The 15,658-nt window shown below is 64.9% G+C and carries 12 protein-coding genes; 7 read left to right on the plus strand and 5 right to left on the minus strand.

Annotated features, from left to right (window positions below; genetic code table 11):
* Positions 1–29 precede the first annotated feature (29 nt).
* Positions 30–668 carry an NAD(P)-dependent oxidoreductase gene (locus I6L38_RS06785; RefSeq protein ID WP_216989311.1) on the minus strand — a complete coding sequence of 213 codons (639 nt, stop codon included), beginning with the start codon at positions 666–668 and terminating at the stop codon, positions 30–32.
* A gap of 101 nt (positions 669–769) precedes the next feature.
* On the opposite strand from I6L38_RS06785, the gene I6L38_RS06790 reads away from it, so the two are divergent.
* On the plus strand, positions 770–1,675 hold the full coding sequence (locus tag I6L38_RS06790; RefSeq protein WP_005300262.1) for a LysR family transcriptional regulator: 906 nt from the start codon (positions 770–772) through the stop codon (positions 1,673–1,675).
* A gap of 130 nt (positions 1,676–1,805) precedes the next feature.
* On the opposite strand, the gene I6L38_RS06795 is transcribed toward I6L38_RS06790, so the two are convergent.
* Entirely contained in the window at positions 1,806–2,546 is a 741-nt protein-coding gene (locus I6L38_RS06795; RefSeq protein ID WP_010634159.1) for an SDR family oxidoreductase, read from the minus strand.
* Positions 2,547–2,810: 264 nt separating this feature from the next.
* Here I6L38_RS06795 and I6L38_RS06800 point away from each other — a divergent pair, with 264 nt between their 5' ends.
* From I6L38_RS06800 to I6L38_RS06810, 3 genes are all read left to right on the plus strand, one after another.
* Positions 2,811–3,710, plus strand: coding sequence for an AraC family transcriptional regulator (locus I6L38_RS06800; protein ID WP_216989312.1), 900 nt, complete (start codon positions 2,811–2,813; stop codon positions 3,708–3,710).
* A 253-nt stretch (positions 3,711–3,963) separates the two neighbouring features.
* Entirely contained in the window at positions 3,964–6,108 is a 2,145-nt protein-coding gene (locus I6L38_RS06805; protein ID WP_216989313.1) for a TonB-dependent siderophore receptor, read from the plus strand.
* A 38-nt stretch (positions 6,109–6,146) separates the two neighbouring features.
* A complete protein-coding gene (locus tag I6L38_RS06810; protein WP_024941576.1) occupies positions 6,147–6,953 on the plus strand; it encodes a siderophore ferric iron reductase in 807 nt (268 codons plus the stop codon).
* A gap of 173 nt (positions 6,954–7,126) precedes the next feature.
* Here I6L38_RS06810 and I6L38_RS06815 read toward each other — a convergent pair whose 3' ends face one another.
* Positions 7,127–8,047 carry a LysR substrate-binding domain-containing protein gene (locus I6L38_RS06815; RefSeq protein WP_024941575.1) on the minus strand — a complete coding sequence of 307 codons (921 nt, stop codon included), beginning with the start codon at positions 8,045–8,047 and terminating at the stop codon, positions 7,127–7,129.
* Positions 8,048–8,229: 182 nt separating this feature from the next.
* Here I6L38_RS06815 and metE point away from each other — a divergent pair, with 182 nt between their 5' ends.
* A complete protein-coding gene (gene metE, locus I6L38_RS06820; protein ID WP_216989314.1) occupies positions 8,230–10,494 on the plus strand; it encodes a 5-methyltetrahydropteroyltriglutamate--homocysteine S-methyltransferase in 2,265 nt (754 codons plus the stop codon).
* 428 nt (positions 10,495–10,922) lie between these two features.
* A complete protein-coding gene (locus I6L38_RS06825) occupies positions 10,923–11,588 on the plus strand; it encodes an ABC transporter substrate-binding protein (RefSeq protein ID WP_216989574.1) in 666 nt (221 codons plus the stop codon).
* 72 nt (positions 11,589–11,660) lie between these two features.
* On the opposite strand, the gene I6L38_RS06830 is transcribed toward I6L38_RS06825, so the two are convergent.
* Positions 11,661–12,782 carry a glycosyltransferase family 9 protein gene (locus I6L38_RS06830; RefSeq protein WP_216989315.1) on the minus strand — a complete coding sequence of 374 codons (1,122 nt, stop codon included), beginning with the start codon at positions 12,780–12,782 and terminating at the stop codon, positions 11,661–11,663.
* A 284-nt stretch (positions 12,783–13,066) separates the two neighbouring features.
* On the opposite strand from I6L38_RS06830, the gene I6L38_RS06835 reads away from it, so the two are divergent.
* On the plus strand, positions 13,067–14,188 hold the full coding sequence (locus I6L38_RS06835) for an HPP family protein (RefSeq protein WP_216989316.1): 1,122 nt from the start codon (positions 13,067–13,069) through the stop codon (positions 14,186–14,188).
* A gap of 131 nt (positions 14,189–14,319) precedes the next feature.
* Here the strand turns inward: I6L38_RS06835 and I6L38_RS06840 are convergent, their stop codons facing one another.
* A complete protein-coding gene (locus I6L38_RS06840) occupies positions 14,320–15,573 on the minus strand; it encodes a D-amino acid dehydrogenase (protein WP_017765456.1) in 1,254 nt (417 codons plus the stop codon).
* Positions 15,574–15,658: the final 85 nt, after the last annotated feature.

Below are 15,658 nucleotides of genomic sequence, written 5' to 3' on the forward strand. Positions count from 1 at the left end.
CGCAGCCCTGTGTGGTGCCGAGGTCAGGCTCAGTAACCCAGGGTGAAGCGCTGGCGCAGGTGGGCCGGTTTTTCCGCTTCGTTGAGCACGCCATCGGCCAGATCGCCGACCGTGATCCCGGCCGGTTGTTCACCGCTGAACAGCACCTGATCGGCACCGAGCCGGTAGCCGCCACGCTTCTCGCCGGGTTCCAGGAACACGGGGGGGGAGACGAAACGCCAGTCGAGGGCGGTTTCACGGCGCAGGGCGGTGAGGCCGTCGCGGGCGGCCAGGGCCCCCTGTTTCCACTCGTCCGGGAACTCCGGGGTATCCACCAGTTGCACGCCCGGGGCAATTTCCAGACTGCCGGCCCCGCCGATCACCAGCAGCCAGCTGTTGGCCGCGACGGCGGCGGCCACGATGGCGCTGGCCCCCTTGAGGTACTGGTCGTAGATGTCCGGGGTGGTCCAGCCCGGGTTGTAGGCGCTGATCACCCGATCGTGCCCCTTGAGCACCTTGGCCAGCGCCTGGCTGTCCTGGGCATCCACCGCCACGGCGGTGACCTGCGGGTGAGCGGCTACCTTGCTCACGTCACGCACGATGGCGGTGACGTGATGGCCGCGGCTGACGGCTTCATTGAGGATGGCTGTACCGACAAAACCGCTGGCACCGATCAGGGCAATTTTCATGGGAGATTCTCCTTCACTGTTGGAATGGGGCTATCCTACGCCCCCGAATGTGATTTAATAATCCGTTGTAAATTGCATTCACTTATAAGCTGGATTTAATAATGGAACAGCTCAAGCGTTACGCCATCTTCGCCGCCGTGGTCGAGGCGGGCAGCATGACCGGTGCCGCCAAGGCCCTCGGCATGACACCCTCCGCCGTCAGTCAGCATATCAGCCAGCTGGAGAGCCTGCTCGGCCTCACCCTGCTGCACCGCTCCACCCGCCGCCTCAACCTGACCGAGGCGGGGGAGGTGGTGTGGCAGGGGTGCCAGTCCCTGCAGCAGACCCTCAACCAGACCGAGCTGCGCCTCTCGGAGGTGCGTGACAGCCTGCTGGGGGAGGTGCGGATCACCGCGCCGGTGGGGATGGCTGGCCAGCCGCTGGCACGGGCACTGTCGCCGCTGCTGCAGGCCCACCCCGGCCTGTGCATCCAGATCATCGCCGACGACGAGAAGCGGGATCTCATTGCCGAGCGCATCGACGTGGCGCTGCGGGTCGGCACGCTCTCGGACTCCACCCTGGTGGCGCGCAAGCTGGGTCAGACCCGGATGCTGCTGTGCGCCTCGCCCGCCTATCTGGCGCGCAAGGGCACCCCGCGCAGCCCGGAGGCGCTGCTGGATCATGACTGGCTGGCCGCCGACATGCTGAGCGGCGGCCTGACCTTCTTCGACGAGAAGGGGCAGGGGCACAGGGTCAAGCCCAAGCCGCGGGTGGTGTGCAACAACGTGCTGCCGCTGCGCCAGTTCACCCTGGCGGGGCAGGGGGTGTCGCTGCAGCCGGAGGGGGAGATCGCCGAAGATCTCGCCTCGGGTCGCCTGCTGGAATTGCTGCCGGGCTTTCGGGTGCCGCCCATGGAAATCCACGCCATCACTCCGCAGCGGGAGATCCCGGAGAAGGTGCGCCGGGTGATCGCCGCCCTGCGCAGCCACTTCGCCGAGCCGGTGGGGGCCGCGGCGACACGCCCGTAGTCCGGGCAAGGAAGAAGGCCGTCCCGGTTGGCCGGAGCAAACAGGGTGCAAACAAAGAGGGCAGCCCGCGGGCTGCCCTCTGTCGATGCGCTATGTCGATTAGACAAGGCCGATGAGACAAGGCCAGGCCTCACTTCATGTAGAGGCCGCCGTTGATGGCCAGGGTCTCGCCGGTGATATAGGCACCCGCCTCGCTGGCAAGAAACACCACTGCGGCGGCGATCTCTTCCGGCTTGGCCAGCCGGCGCATCGGTATGTCGGCCTTGATGCTGTCGAGGATGTCGGTGCGGATCGCCTCCACCATGGGGGTGGCGGTGTAGCCGGGGGCGATGGCGTTGACCGTCACCCCGAAGCGGGCCCCTTCCGCCGCCAGCGCCTTGGTGAAGCCCAGCATGCCCGCCTTGGCCGCCGAGTAGTTGACCTGGCCGAACTGCCCCTTCTGGCCATTGACCGAGGAGATGTTGATGATGCGGGCATCGCGCTGCTCGCACATGGCGTCAAACAGCGGCTGGGTGACGTTGTAGAGGCTGCACAGGTTGGTGTGGATCACCTCGAACCACTGCTCCGGGGTCATCCGCTTGAAGGCCCCGTCCCGGGTGATGCCGGCATTGTTGACCAGCACGTCCACCCGTCCTTCATCCTGCAGCAAGCGGCCCAGGGCCTCGCGGCACATGGCGGTGTCGGCCACGTCCAGCGCCAGCAGCCGCACCTGATCCGGCCGAAAACCCTGCTCTGCATACCAGTCGTGCGCCGCCGCCCCGTTGGCGCTGGAGTGGGTGGCGATGATGCGATACCCCTGGGCCAGCAAGGCGGTGGTGATGGCGGATCCGATGCCGCCACGGGCTCCGGTGATCAAGGCAACTTTCTTCATCTAGGCTCTCCCTGCATAAAAGATTCGAACGAGGACTTTATGGGCTTTTTGGGGTAATTGATATATTTGTTTTCAAACAATCTGACAGGGAAACGCGTCACTTTTGTGACAGCCTGCCAAGCTGGCTTGACGGACCAGCACTCGAGCCACCTGGCAAGAGGGCGGATGCGACCATATCGCCAGCCCTTGCCGCCAAGGTGACGGCCATGTTTAATGGAGCCCTTGCGCGCAGCGCCTTGCCGACAGCCCAGATCCGATCTCGTCATGACCATCTTGCCCACCATTCCCGACGCCGTGCCCCAACCGCACAGCCAGCTGACCCGCATCGAACGGGTGCTCGACTACATCCACGCCAACCTGGATCAGCCGCTGGCGCTGGCCGAGCTGGCGGAGCAGAGCTGCTGGTCGCGCTGGCAGCTGCAACGGGTGTTCCTCCATGAGACGGGGCTGACGGTGGCCCACTATGTGCGCGAGCTCAAGCTGAGCCAGGCGGCAGAGGCGCTGCTCTCTGGCCGCCAGCGGGTGCTGGATCTGGCGCTCTGTTACGGTTTTGGCTCCGAGGTGAGCTTCAGCCGCGCCTTCAAGCAGCAGTTCGGTTGCTCGCCGCTGGCCTATCGCAAGCGGGGTCTGCGGCTGGGACTGCGTACCCCCCTGGTGCGGGCGACTTTGCCGCAGCCCATGCCTACCAGGTTGGTACAGGTACGGATCGAGAGCCAGCCTGGCTTTATCCTGCAGGGAGTGAAGGGGCAGATCCGCGGGCTGTTTGCCGCCGCCCCCGACTTTCAGCAGACGGTGCCCGCCATCTGGCGTGCCCTGCGCACTGCGGGCGGTTTGCCACCCGGGCAGGAGCGGGTGGGGGTGGTGGATGTTTCTGGCGCTGGCGAGTCGCTCCCCTACTGGGCGGGCAGCGTGATGGAGGAGGGGGCCAGCCTGCCCGCCGCTCTGGCGCGCCTCCCGGTGCTGGCCCAGACCTACGCGGTGCTGAGTCACGTGGGCCCGGTCAGTCAGCTGGGGCAGACCCTCAACTGGTTCATCCTGCACTGGCTGCCGAGCTCCGGCTATCGCGGGCTGGACGGTTTCGAGCTGGAGCGCTACGCCCCCGATTTTGACGGCAACCAGCCGGATGCCCGCATGGAGTATTGGCTGCCCGTCGCCCCTCTCTGAGCTGGCCACCTCTTGCCCGGCGGATGCCGGGCGCTGCTATCCCTCTTTCCCTTTTGACTGCGCCAGGCTTTGTTATCCATTCGACATCGCCTGCGTTGCTGTCGTCATATCAGGTTGCCGGATGGGGCCAAGCTGGCCGCATTTTCTCCCTTTTCAGTGCCAACATGCCCCAAATTGTTAATTCAAGGGCAAAATGACCCAATAAAATGCAAATGAGATTTGTTACTATTCACTCATTGCATTCGAGGATCAGATGTACGCCACTCACCCCCCTTTGACCCTGGTCGCCGCGACTATCTCCGCCCTGTTGGCTGGCCCCGTGCAGGCAGCCGCCACCGAGCACCCGACACAGACCCGGGCCGACGAGACCCTGACCGTGCTCGGCGAGACCTATCGCAACACCGCGACCAAGACCCGGCTCGACCCCCTGGAGACGCCCCAGGCCATCTCGGTGGTGGAGGGGGACACCCTGGAACAGCGCGGCGTCAGCTCGGTGAGCGAGGCGCTGCGCTACGTGCCCGGCGTCAACACCGAGCTGCGGGGCGGGGCGGTCAACCGGCTGGATCTGTTCAACATCCGCGGCTTTGACAACTACCAGAACTTCTACGACGGCCTGCTGCTGCAGTACAACGACTGGAACCTGCAGCCCCAGATCGATCCGGTGGCCATCGAGCAGCTGGAAGTGTTCAAGGGGCCCACCTCCGTGCTCTACGGCAGCATGCCCCCCGGCGGCATGGTCAACCTCATCGCCAAGCGTCCCCAGCGGGAGAGCAGGCACAGCGTCAGCGTGGCGAGCGGGACGGGCACCCTCAAGGAGCTGACCCTCGACAGCACCGGCGCCCTCAACGATCAGTTTGCCTATCGGCTGGTGGGGCTGGCCCGTCAGAAAGAGGGCCAGGCGGTGACCTCAGAGGAGGAGCGCTACGTGCTGGCGCCCTCTCTCGACTGGCAGTTGAGTGACCGCACCCTGCTAAACCTCAACCTCTATTACCAGAAAGACCCGCAAGCCGGCATCTACACTACTGTGCCGGCCAGCGGTTCGGTCAAATCCAACCCGCTGGGCCAGCTGGGCAGCGATACCTTCCTTGGCGATGAAAACTGGAACCACTACAGCCGGGAGGTGACCCTGCTCGGCTACAAGCTGAGCCACGACTTCAACGCCAACTGGCAGCTGCTGCAAAACGCCCGCTACATGGATGCCTCAGCCAACCAGCAGAACACCTACAACGCGGCGCTGGCGGCCGACCACCGCACCCTGGCCCGCAACGCCTATCTGACCGATGAAGAGTCCCGCGGCTTTGTCATCGACAACCAGCTGGCGGGCAAGGTGCAGACCGGCAAGGCCCAGCACAATCTGCTGCTGGGGGTGGATTACCAGTATCTGGATGCGCGTATTCTCTACCGGGATACCCTCGACTACTCTGCCCCCGCCATCGACATCTTCAACCCGAACCACCAGCAGATAGTGCCGGCAGATCTGGCCTTCAACTATCAGGACAACCGCACCATCCGCCAGTATCAGAGTGGCCTCTACCTGCAGGATCAGGTGCGCCTCGATCGGCTGGTGGCCATCGGCGGCGCCCGCTACGACCGCTACCGGATGGACACCGACAGCCGGACCCTCTATCAGGGGGCGGCGAGCAACAGCCTGGCCCAGATCGATCAGGACAACCTCTCGCTGCGCCTCGGCGCCCTCTACGAGCTGGATCACGGCCTCTCGCCCTATGTGAGTTATGCCGAGAGTTTCGAGCCGGTGGCGGGGGCAGACAAGCAGGGCCAGGCGTTCAAACCGGCCACCGGCCGGCAGTGGGAGGGGGGGCTCAAGTTCCTCTCCGAAGACATGAGCAAGTCCGCCACTCTCTCGGCGTTCCACATCACCAAGCAAAATGCCCTGGTGACGGATCCGGCCAACGTCTACGGGCCCAAGCTGCAGACCGGCGAGATGGTCTCCAAGGGGGTCGAGCTGGAGGGACGACTCGATCTCACCAGCCGCTGGGATCTGGCGCTGAGCTATACCCGTCAGGAGATGGAGATCACCCGCGACACCACCAGCCTGCAGGGCAAGACCCCGGTCTGGGTGCCCAAGCAAATGGCTTCGCTGTGGAGCAACTACCTGCCGGCCGGCCCGCTGGAAGGGACGCGCCTGGGGGCTGGCCTGCGCTACGTGGGGGAGGCCCAGCTTGATGCCGCCAACACCGATACGGTGCCGGATTACCTGCTGATGGACATGGCCGCCTCCTACGATCTGGCCCGGCTCAGCCAGCGCTTGCAAGGAGTGGAGGTGTCACTCAGCGCCAGCAACCTGTTCAACAAGACCTACTACTCCTGCTACGACCAGAACAACTGCTGGTTCGGCGCAGAGCGCAGCGTGGAGGCGCGACTCAAATACGCATTCTGACCCTGCGTCCCGGGCCGCGCCCGGGACTCTCTCATCCCATGAGCGGCGCCGGCCGTCGTGCCCGCACTTCGGTGGCGCAGCGCGAGCCGGATCTGCAGGCACTGGCGGATCACGGCGCCCTGTTTGCCGCCGCTGCCGGGCTTATCCCGTCCCTCAAGGGGCGGCTGGTGGCGACCGGCTCGGCTGCGGCGCTGTTGACGGCGGCCAAGCAGGCCACGCCGGCCGAGGTGGCGGCCGCATTGCACGAGCATTGGCGGCTGGCCCATCCGGAGGCGGGCCCCGCCTACTGGCTCACCCGCAGCTGGGGCATGCTCTGCTGGCAATCCATCTATCTGGCTATGGTGGCCGTCTACCGGCTGCGGGCCGTGCCGGCACTGGAGAGGCTGGGCCAGGGTTATCAGGATGGGCTGGTATCGGGCTTTACCCTGCCGGCCGAACCCATGATCAAGGGGGAGCTGGAGCTCTTGATCAAGACGGCGGGCGAGCGGCTGCAGGCCCATTGGCAGGCGCTGTTCACTGCGCTCGGGCAGGTGCAGCGGCTGCGACCCGGCTTCGTGCGGCCACTCTTGGCGGACGATCTGCTGGCGGCGCTGGTGCGGGTGCCCGCGTTCTTTGACGAGATAAGCCCCGCCGAGGTGGCGGCCCATGCGCCGCACTGGCTTGCCGCCTGCGGCCTGTCGGCCGAGCATCTGGCGGGTTGGCAGCCGGCGCCCTGGCCGCCAGCGGCCGGCTTGGTCGGTTATGTGCGCCAGCGCTGCTGCCTGCACTACAAGCGTCGCGATGGTGAGCTATGCGCCAACTGCCCGCGGCGGCATGGGGCGGCGAGCTGTGAAGAGGGGGCTTGAGCAAAGAAGACTTGCGTGATGACAAGCCGCCCTCAGGCGGCTTTTTACTGCGCCTTGCCGTGTGGATGACTGCGCTCTTACGTCGCCCATTCTTGATACGAATCCGCTCGAACAGGCTCTGCTGTCTGCAGCTACAGCTGATCCTGGTCGGCGCAGCGGCCTTCTCTTGCAAGTCACTGTGCTTTTGCGTCGCCCATCTTGCTGCGAATACGTTCAAACAGGCTCTGCAGACAGGCTTGATCCCGGTCGGCGGCGCGCACCGCGCCATACATGTGGCGGCGCACCCCTTCTGCGAGCGGGCGCGCTTCGAGTAGCCCCTGACGGACAAACTCCTCGCAAGCCCAGCGCGGCAGGGCGGCGACGCCCAGGCCGGCGGCGGCCATCTGCAGCATCACGGAAGTGTTGTCCACTGGCTTGCAGCGGGCGGGCTCGATGCCGGCCGGCTGCAGGAAGCGGCTGAACACGTCCATCCGTGCCCGCTCCACCGGGTAGACCAGCAGCACCTCGGGGCGCAGATCCTCAGGCTTGATGGTCTGCTGGCCACAGAGGGGGTGGTCCGGCGCCATCACCAGCACCAGCTCGAAGGCGAACAGCGGCTCGAAGTGGAGATCGCCGCGCGCCTGCACGTCCGAGGTGAGCAGCAGGTCGAGCTGGCCGCCGAGCAGGGCGCTGATGGCATCAAAGCCCGGCACCGACTCCACTTCCAGGTCAACCCCCGGCCACTGACGGCGAAAATCTGGCAACAGCGGCAGCAGCCACTGGATGCAGCTGTGGCAATCGAGCGCCAGGTGCAGGCGACCGGCGTCGCCGCTGTGCAGGGCCTGCAGCTGTTTCTCGGTCTGCGCCAGCGCCGGCAGCACCTGGCGGGCCAGCCCCAGCAGCTGGTTGCCGGCCGCGGTCAGCACCAGCGGCCGGCTCTTGCGCAGATAGAGCTCCAGGTTGAGGCGGGTCTCCAGCTCCTTGAGCTGGTGGGAGAGGGCGGACTGGGTGAGGTTAAGGCAGAGCGCCGCCCCGGCCAGCGAGCCCTGCTCGGCCAGCGCGCTCACCGTTTTCAGGTGCTTGATGTCGATCCCCGGGTTGTTTGACACCGCCATGGTATCCCTCCTTGTTATGCCTGGGCGGCGGCTTGTTGCCCGCCTTGAGAATTTCTTGAGAGCCAGTTGAAAAGGATTCAATAGCCAACGCCACCTTATCTTGTCATTTTGGATGTGTAAACATCTGGATGGCTAAATCATCCAGTTCACCATCAGATGAATGAGCATAAGGAATGGAACCTATGACCTGCGCACACACCCTGGGCTTTCCCCGTATCGGCGCCAAGCGCGAGCTGAAATTTGCCCTCGAATCCTACTGGCGCGGCGAGACCTGCCAGGCCGAACTCATCGCCACCGGCAAGAGCCTGCGTGAGCGTCACTGGCAGGCCCAGCAACAGGCCGGCGTGACCCTGCTGCCGGTGGGTGACTTCGCCTGGTACGATCAGGTGCTCGGCACCAGCCTGCTGGTGGATGCCATCCCTGCCCGTCACCGCCATGGCGACACCGATCTCGATACCCTGTTCCGGGTCGCCCGTGGCCGTGCGCCGACCGGTCCGGCCGCCGCCGCCGCCGAGATGACCAAGTGGTTCAACACCAACTACCACTACCTAGTGCCCGAGTTCAGCCGCGACCAGCGTTTCAAACTGGGCTGGAGCCAGCTGTTTGACGAAGTGGAAGAGGCCAAGGCGCTGGGGCTGCCGGTCAAGGCGGTGCTGCTGGGCCCCGTCTCCTACCTCTGGCTTGGCAAGGAGAAAGAGAGCGGCTTCTCCCGCCTCGAGCTGCTCGATCGCCTGCTCATCGTCTATCAGGAGATCCTGGCGAAACTGGCCGCCCAGGGGGTGGAGTGGGTGCAGATCGACGAGCCGGCGCTGGCGCTGGACCTGCCGGACGAGTGGCGCCTCGCCTATCTCAATGCCTATGAGCGTTTGGCCGGCCCCTGCAAGCTGCTGCTCACCACCTACTTCGGCTCCGTGGCCCATCAGCGCGACATCATCACCAGCCTGAAGGTGGATGGCCTGCACCTGGATCTGGTGGCGGCCCCCGAGCAGCTGGAGACGCTAGTCCCGTACCTGCCGGCCCAGTGGGTCATCTCGGCCGGGGTCATCAACGGTCGCAACGTCTGGCGTGCCAACCTGGCCAAGCTGGTACCGACCCTGAAAGCACTGAAAGCCAAGCTTGGCGAGCGGCTCTGGGTCGGCTCCTCCTGCTCCTTGCTGCACAGCCCGGTGGACTTGACCCTGGAGCACGAGCTGGATCCCCAGACCCGCAGCTGGTTCGCCTTTGCCCTGCAAAAATGCTATGAGCTGGGCCTGCTGGCCGACCATCTCAATGGCGGGGAGCTGGACAAGATCAATGCCTACAGCCAGCCCATCGTGGATCGGGAGTCCGACAGCCGGGTGCACAAGAAGGCGGTGCAGTCGCGCCTCGCCAGCCTCACCAACAGCGATTTCGAGCGCCACAGCGCCTACTCGGTGCGGGCCGAGGCACAGCGCGCGGATCTCAAGTTGCCGCTGCTGCCGACCACCACCATCGGCTCCTTCCCGCAGACCTCGGAAATTCGGGTGCTGCGCCAGGATTGGCGGGCCGGTCGCATCGACGATGGCGCCTACGAGGCGGGCATTCAGGCCCAGATCAAGGATGCCATCGAGCGTCAGGAGGCCATCGGGCTGGACGTGTTGGTGCACGGTGAAGCCGAGCGCAACGACATGGTGGAGTATTTCGGTGAATTGCTGGATGGCTTTGCCATCACCCGCTTCGGCTGGGTACAGAGCTATGGCTCCCGCTGCGTCAAGCCGCCGGTGATCACCCGCGACATCGACCGGCCGACCCCCATGACCCTGGCGTGGACCCAGTTTGCCCAGAGCCTGACCGACAAGCCGGTCAAGGGCATGCTGACCGGCCCTGTGACCATCCTCTGCTGGTCCTTCCCGCGCGAAGATGTGAGCCGCGAACAGTCCGCCCTGCAGATTGGCCTGGCCATTCGCGACGAGGTGGCTGACTTGGAAGCCGCCGGCATCAAGATCATCCAGATCGACGAGCCGGCGATCCGCGAAGGCTTGCCCCTGCGCAAGCAGGATCACCAGGCTTATCTCGACTGGGCGGTGCGCGCCTTCCGTCTGAGCGCGAGCCCGGTGGTGGACAGCACCCAGATCCACACCCACATGTGTTACAGCGACTTCAACCTCATCATAGAGGCGGTGGCGGCGCTCGATGCGGACGTGATCACCATCGAGACCAGCCGTAGCCAGATGCAGCTGCTGGGGGCGTTCGAGCGCTTCAACTACCCCAACGAAATCGGCCCGGGCGTCTATGACATCCACTCGCCGAACGTGCCGAGCCAGGGCTGGATTGAGGATCTGATCCGCAAGGCCGCCAAGCAGATCCCGGCAGAGCGGCTCTGGGTCAACCCGGATTGCGGCCTCAAGACCCGCGGCTGGGAAGAGACCGAGGCCGCCCTCAAGGTGATGGTCGATGCCACCAAGGCGCTGCGTGCCGAGCTGGCCTGAAGACCATCTGCAAACAACAAGAGAGTACGGGCATAACGAACGAGGGAAGGCGCAAGCCTTCCCTCTCTCTTTTTATGCCGGATCAGCCGTTGATGTTGGCCTGGGGAGGGTCTGTAGCAATGACGGCGCGGGCAGGCTGGGTGGCACGTCGGTCCAGGAATACTGGACGCAATCCTCCATAACCCCCGCCATGTTCCTCCTGTTTTGCAAGGCTGGTTCCCCGACCAGCAAGTGTGGCCGCTTGACGATATCACCCCGCCTGCGCCGGCGAGCTCTCGCCCATTTTTTCATTCGATGCGCTTGCGCTAGGCTCAGGGCAGGGTGATGACGGTGGGGCTGACATGATGAAAGCGGGTCTCTGGTTCGGGTGTTTATGGGGGCTGCTGTTGGCGGCATCTCCCCAGGCGGTTGCCGTCTCTTCGCTCAACATGGTCTATTTCGATGATTTTGCCCCCTACTCATGGCGTGACGAGGAGGGCAAGATGCGTGGACTCATGGTGGATGTGATGGACAGGGTCGGGCTCGAGCTTGGGGTTCAGGTGCATCATGAGGGATATCCCTGGTTGCGGGCGCAGAAACTGGTCCGTGCCGGTCAAGCCGACGGCTTCGTCACCGTGCCGACCCGGGAGCGGCGAGCCTATACCCGGGTGGTCGAGGCCCCGGTGGCCTTCTCCCCCTTGACCCTGTTCACGCAAACCGGGCATCCGGCCCTGGCCCGTCTCAACCAGGCCCGCGCCTTGAGCGATCTCAAGGCGTTCACCATTCTCGACTACATCGGCAATGGCTGGGGCAAGGAGAACCTGGTCGGTTTCAAGGTGCATCTCACCAGCAATGTGGACAATGTCTTCAAGTTGCTGGCGGCCGGTCGGGGGGAGCTGATGATCACGGATCCTCTGGTGGCGCGCTTCAAGCTGGCTCAGCTGGGATTGGCGGGGATGATCACGGAAGTCCCCCTGCAACTGGAGCTGACGCCGCTCCACCTCTGTATTGCCAACTCATCCCCCTTCGCCGCCAGGGTGGACGAGTTGACTCGCATCTTGGCGCGATTGCGGCAAAGTGGCGAGCTGGCCAGGATGGAGGCTCGCTATCGTTGACGCTGATGATGAGAAGAGGAGTGGACCGGCAGGACGAGCTGAATCGCCCTGCCGGTGTGGGCGCTGGCTGGATCAGCCCGCAGCAGGGATTGGCAAGGGCGCACCTGACAAGCAAGGGGCCGGGGTTGGCGCAGGTAACCTCTCCTGATTGAGCGGGGTGCGTGCCATGACCCCGGCCAGCCAGTGGTGATCGAGGGGGATGGCATTGCGATCGCCGATCACCAGATTGAGGTGCTGGGCACCGAGGCAGCCGTAGCGGGCGGGATCGGTCTGGGTAAAGAGACCGAGGCAGGGCACGCCGCTGGCGGCGGCCAGGTGCAATGGCCCGGTGTCACCGCTGACGAAGAGGGAGAGGCCGCCGGCAAAGCGGGCCAGCTCGCTCAGGCTGGAGAGGGAGACCTGCACGTCGCCGAGCTGTGGCTGGGGATCGGCGGGATCCTCGAGCTGGATCAGCAGGGCGGCGGGATAGTGGCGGCGCAGATCCCCGAGCAGCCGCTGCCACTGGGGCTGGGAGAGCCCCTTGCCCTTACGGGCACCGGTGAAAAAGCCGATGAGCGGCCGTTCCGGGTAGTCCTGCCTGAGCGCCAGCAGCCGTGGGCTGGCGCTGTGCAACAAGCTGCCGAGCTCAATCTGATCGGCGAGATGACCGTGCATGCCGAGCAGTTGCAGCGGCTGGTGGGCGTAGTGGCAGTGATCGTTGGGAGTGAGGGGCTGGGGGAACAGGGCATCCCCCTTGGCATCGTCAAAGCCCAGCTTCTCGCGGGCCTTTACCCAGCCGGCGATGAGGTGATCGGTGCTGGAGGCAAAGGGCACATAGACCCGATCGTAGTGCTGACGGCGCAGTTGCCACAGCACCGACAGGGAGGCCAGCAGCCGCTTGCCCTGCAATCTGACCGGGTGAATGCGCTGCAGCTGCAGATCGGCCAGGAAGGGGAGCAGCTGGCCGCCGATGCACACCAGCTCTATCTCGGCATGGGGGTGGGCACTGCGTACCTTTTGCAAGAAGGGCAGCAGAAACAGGTTGTTGCCGATGCGGCAGGTGCTGCGAATGACCAGGATCCGCTGGGGAGGCTGGCTGCCGGCCGGCAGTCGGCCTTGACGCGCGAGCCAGGCGAGGGCGGCCCGCTCCAGCCCGGCGGTCCAGCAGCGGCGCTGACCGTCGAAGCGGCGCAGGGCATCTCTGATAGTGCTCATAAGTAGTGGCTCCGTGCATGAATATGGCCTCAAGGTGACACGACATTTCTTAAGCCGAGGTTAAGAAAAGAGAAAAATGAGGGGGGTACGCCATTTTTTGTAAGAATTTGTTGCTGAATCACAGTTTCAGATTGCTCGGATGGAACAGGGTTGTTTCCGTATGATTCCTGTTTTCCTGGGGCGGGATGGCTGAGCGGAGTAGACCGCATCTCCTGGTGGCATTTGCCAGCGGTATGTCGTTAAAATCGCGCATTTGAAATGAATGTTATCCTCGCAGGAGCCCCATGCAGTTCAGGGATTTCTTTCCGGTATCCACCAATACCAGTCTCAAAGAGAGTTGTTACGGTGCCCTTGGCGCCTTCGTCGGGCTGTTGGGAACCGCCCTCTTGTGCCGCTGGGGGCTCGAGGCCCATTGGCTGATCGCCCCCATGGGGGCCTCCGCCGTGCTGCTGTTTGCAGCGCCAGCCAGTCCGTTGGCCCAGCCCTGGTCCATCCTGGTGGGCAACGGGGTGTCGGCGCTGATGGGAGTGCTGAGTGCCAGCCTGGTGGCGGATCCGGCGCTGGCGGCGGCCCTTGCCGTGATGCTGGCCATCGCCGCCATGTTGCTCACCCGCAGCCTGCATCCGCCCGGTGGCGCCGTGGCCTTGACCGCTGTCATCGGCGGTGAGGGGATCCGCCAGCTCGGGGTCGGCTATGTGCTGCTGCCGGTGTTGCTCAATTCGCTGCTGTTGCTGCTACTGGCGCTCTGCTACAACCGGCTGCTGGGGCGCCGTTATCCCAACAGCGGTCAGGCCCGGCCCAACCGCCATCAGACCGCCGATCCCCAGCCGAGCGAGCGGGTGGCGACCCAGTCGGCGGACATCGACTTTGCGCTGGAGAAGCACGGCGAGCTGCTCGACATCAGCCGCCAGGATCTGCAGGCGCTGCTGCAGGAGGCCCAGCTGCACGCCCTGCGGGCCAGGGTGGGCACGGTGCGGGTGCAGGACGTGATGTCGCGGGATCTGATCCTGATAGCGGCGCAGCAGCCGGCCATGGCGGCCTGGCAACGGCTCTCTCACCATCAGGTCAAGGCGCTACCGGTGGTGGACGGGGCCGGCCGGCTGACCGGCATCATCACCCTGCACGACCTGATGATCGACCGGGCACTGCAACAGCCGCGAGGCGTGGCAGAGTTGGCTGAGCTGCGGGTCGCAGACCTGATGACCCGCAAGCTGTCGACCGCCCGCCACGATCAGCAGCTCTACGATCTGGTGGGTGCCTTCTCTGATGGCGGCCTGCACCACATGCCGGTGGTGGATGGCGAGCAGCTGGTGGGGATCCTGACCCAGTCAGACATGGTCGCTGCGCTGTTCAACCTGGCGCTGCACCCGGCGCAGGGTGAAACCGGTGTACCGGTCAGTACATAAGAAAGGCCCCTCGCGGGGCCTTTTTGTTGTCTGTGCCTTGGCACTGCATGGCTGAACAAACCGAACAAGGTCAAAACAAGAGGGAGTGCTAGGCACTCCCTCGTTGGGATAAGAGAGACGGGGGACTAGGCTCAGCCGTAGCGGGCCAGGGTGAGCCCTTCATCGCTGATGGCGGTGTCACTGCCACTGATGAGATCGCACAGCAGCTGGCCCGAGCCTGCCGCCATGGTCCAGCCCAGGGTGCCGTGGCCGGTGTTGAGCCAGAGGCCGGGGATAGGGCTTGGGCCCACCAGCGGGGTGCCGTCCGGCGTCATGGGGCGCAGCCCGGTCCAGAAGTCGGCGCGGCTGATGTCGCCCCCCTCGGGGAAGAGATCACCGACCACCATGGCCAGGGTGTCGTGCCGTTTCGGGTTGAGGGCCAGGTTGTAGCCCGACAGCTCCGCCATGCCTCCGACCCGGATCCGCTCATCGAAACGGGTGATGGCCACCTTGTAGGTTTCGTCCAGCACAGTGCTGCGCGGCGCGGCCTCGGCGTTGATCATCGGCAGGGTGAGGGAGTAGCCCTTGACCGGGTAGACCGGCAGATCGAGCCCGAGCGGGCGCAGGAAGCCGGTGGCATAGCTGCCAAGGGCACAGACGATGGCGTCGGCCTTGAAGCGCTGCTCGCCGGCCCGCACCGCCACGGCGCGTCCCTGCGCCAGCTCGATCTCGTCGATGGCGCAGTTGAACACGAACTTGACCCCCAGTCGCTGCGCTTCTGCTGCCATGGCCTTGGTGAAGCGGAAGCAGTCGCCGGTCTCGTCCCCCGGCAGGCGCAGACCGCCCACTATCTTGCCGCGTACCCGGGCCAGCGCCGGCTCTGCCCCTTCACAGCCATCGGCATCGAGGGACTGATAGGGCACACCGTACTCTTCCAGCACCTCGATGTCGCGCTTGCTGGCATCGAGCTGGGCCTGACTGCGGAACAGTTGCAGGGTGCCGAGCTGGCGCCCCTCGTAGTCCAGTGCCAACTCGTCGCGCAGCAGCTTCATGCAGTCGCGGCTGTATTCGGCCAGACGTACCATGCGCCCCTTGTTGACCGCATAGGCCGCCGGGGTGCAGTTGGCAAACATCTTCAGCATCCAGCGCAGCTGGAAGGGATCCGAGGTCGGCCGCACCGTGAAGGGGGCGTGTTTTTGCAGCAGCCACTTGGCGGCCTTGAGGGGAATGCCGGGAGCCGCCCAGGGGGCCGCGTAACCGGGGGAGATCTGGCCGGCATTGGCGTGGCTGGTTTCAAGGGCCACCCCGTCACGCCGCTCCAGCAGGGTCACCTTGTGACCCGCCTTGGCCAGATACCAGGCGCTAGTCACGCCGACCACGCCACCACCGAGTACCACTATGTCCATCTTGTCTCTCCTTGACTGGGGCCCTCACATTAATCAGCCGCCACAGGATATTCAACTGGTGTAGATATAATTGGGATATATATCT

The organism is Aeromonas sp. FDAARGOS 1408, assembly GCF_019048665.1.
GTDB lineage: Bacteria > Pseudomonadota > Gammaproteobacteria > Enterobacterales > Aeromonadaceae > Aeromonas > Aeromonas dhakensis.

What these genes read in the sequence shown, in the direction of transcription:
- I6L38_RS06785 (WP_216989311.1), bottom strand. Translation starts at nt 668, where the DNA reads ATGAAAATTGCCCTGATCGGTGCCAGCGGTTTTGTCGGTACAGCCATC.
- I6L38_RS06790 (WP_005300262.1), top strand. Translation starts at nt 770, where the DNA reads ATGGAACAGCTCAAGCGTTACGCCATCTTCGCCGCCGTGGTCGAGGCG.
- I6L38_RS06795 (WP_010634159.1), bottom strand. Translation starts at nt 2,546, where the DNA reads ATGAAGAAAGTTGCCTTGATCACCGGAGCCCGTGGCGGCATCGGATCC.
- I6L38_RS06800 (WP_216989312.1), top strand. Translation starts at nt 2,811, where the DNA reads ATGACCATCTTGCCCACCATTCCCGACGCCGTGCCCCAACCGCACAGC.
- I6L38_RS06805 (WP_216989313.1), top strand. Translation starts at nt 3,964, where the DNA reads ATGTACGCCACTCACCCCCCTTTGACCCTGGTCGCCGCGACTATCTCC.
- I6L38_RS06810 (WP_024941576.1), top strand. Translation starts at nt 6,147, where the DNA reads ATGAGCGGCGCCGGCCGTCGTGCCCGCACTTCGGTGGCGCAGCGCGAG.
- I6L38_RS06815 (WP_024941575.1), bottom strand. Translation starts at nt 8,047, where the DNA reads ATGGCGGTGTCAAACAACCCGGGGATCGACATCAAGCACCTGAAAACG.
- metE (WP_216989314.1), top strand. Translation starts at nt 8,230, where the DNA reads ATGACCTGCGCACACACCCTGGGCTTTCCCCGTATCGGCGCCAAGCGC.
- I6L38_RS06825 (WP_216989574.1), top strand. Translation starts at nt 10,923, where the DNA reads ATGGTCTATTTCGATGATTTTGCCCCCTACTCATGGCGTGACGAGGAG.
- I6L38_RS06830 (WP_216989315.1), bottom strand. Translation starts at nt 12,782, where the DNA reads ATGAGCACTATCAGAGATGCCCTGCGCCGCTTCGACGGTCAGCGCCGC.
- I6L38_RS06835 (WP_216989316.1), top strand. Translation starts at nt 13,067, where the DNA reads ATGCAGTTCAGGGATTTCTTTCCGGTATCCACCAATACCAGTCTCAAA.
- I6L38_RS06840 (WP_017765456.1), bottom strand. Translation starts at nt 15,573, where the DNA reads ATGGACATAGTGGTACTCGGTGGTGGCGTGGTCGGCGTGACTAGCGCC.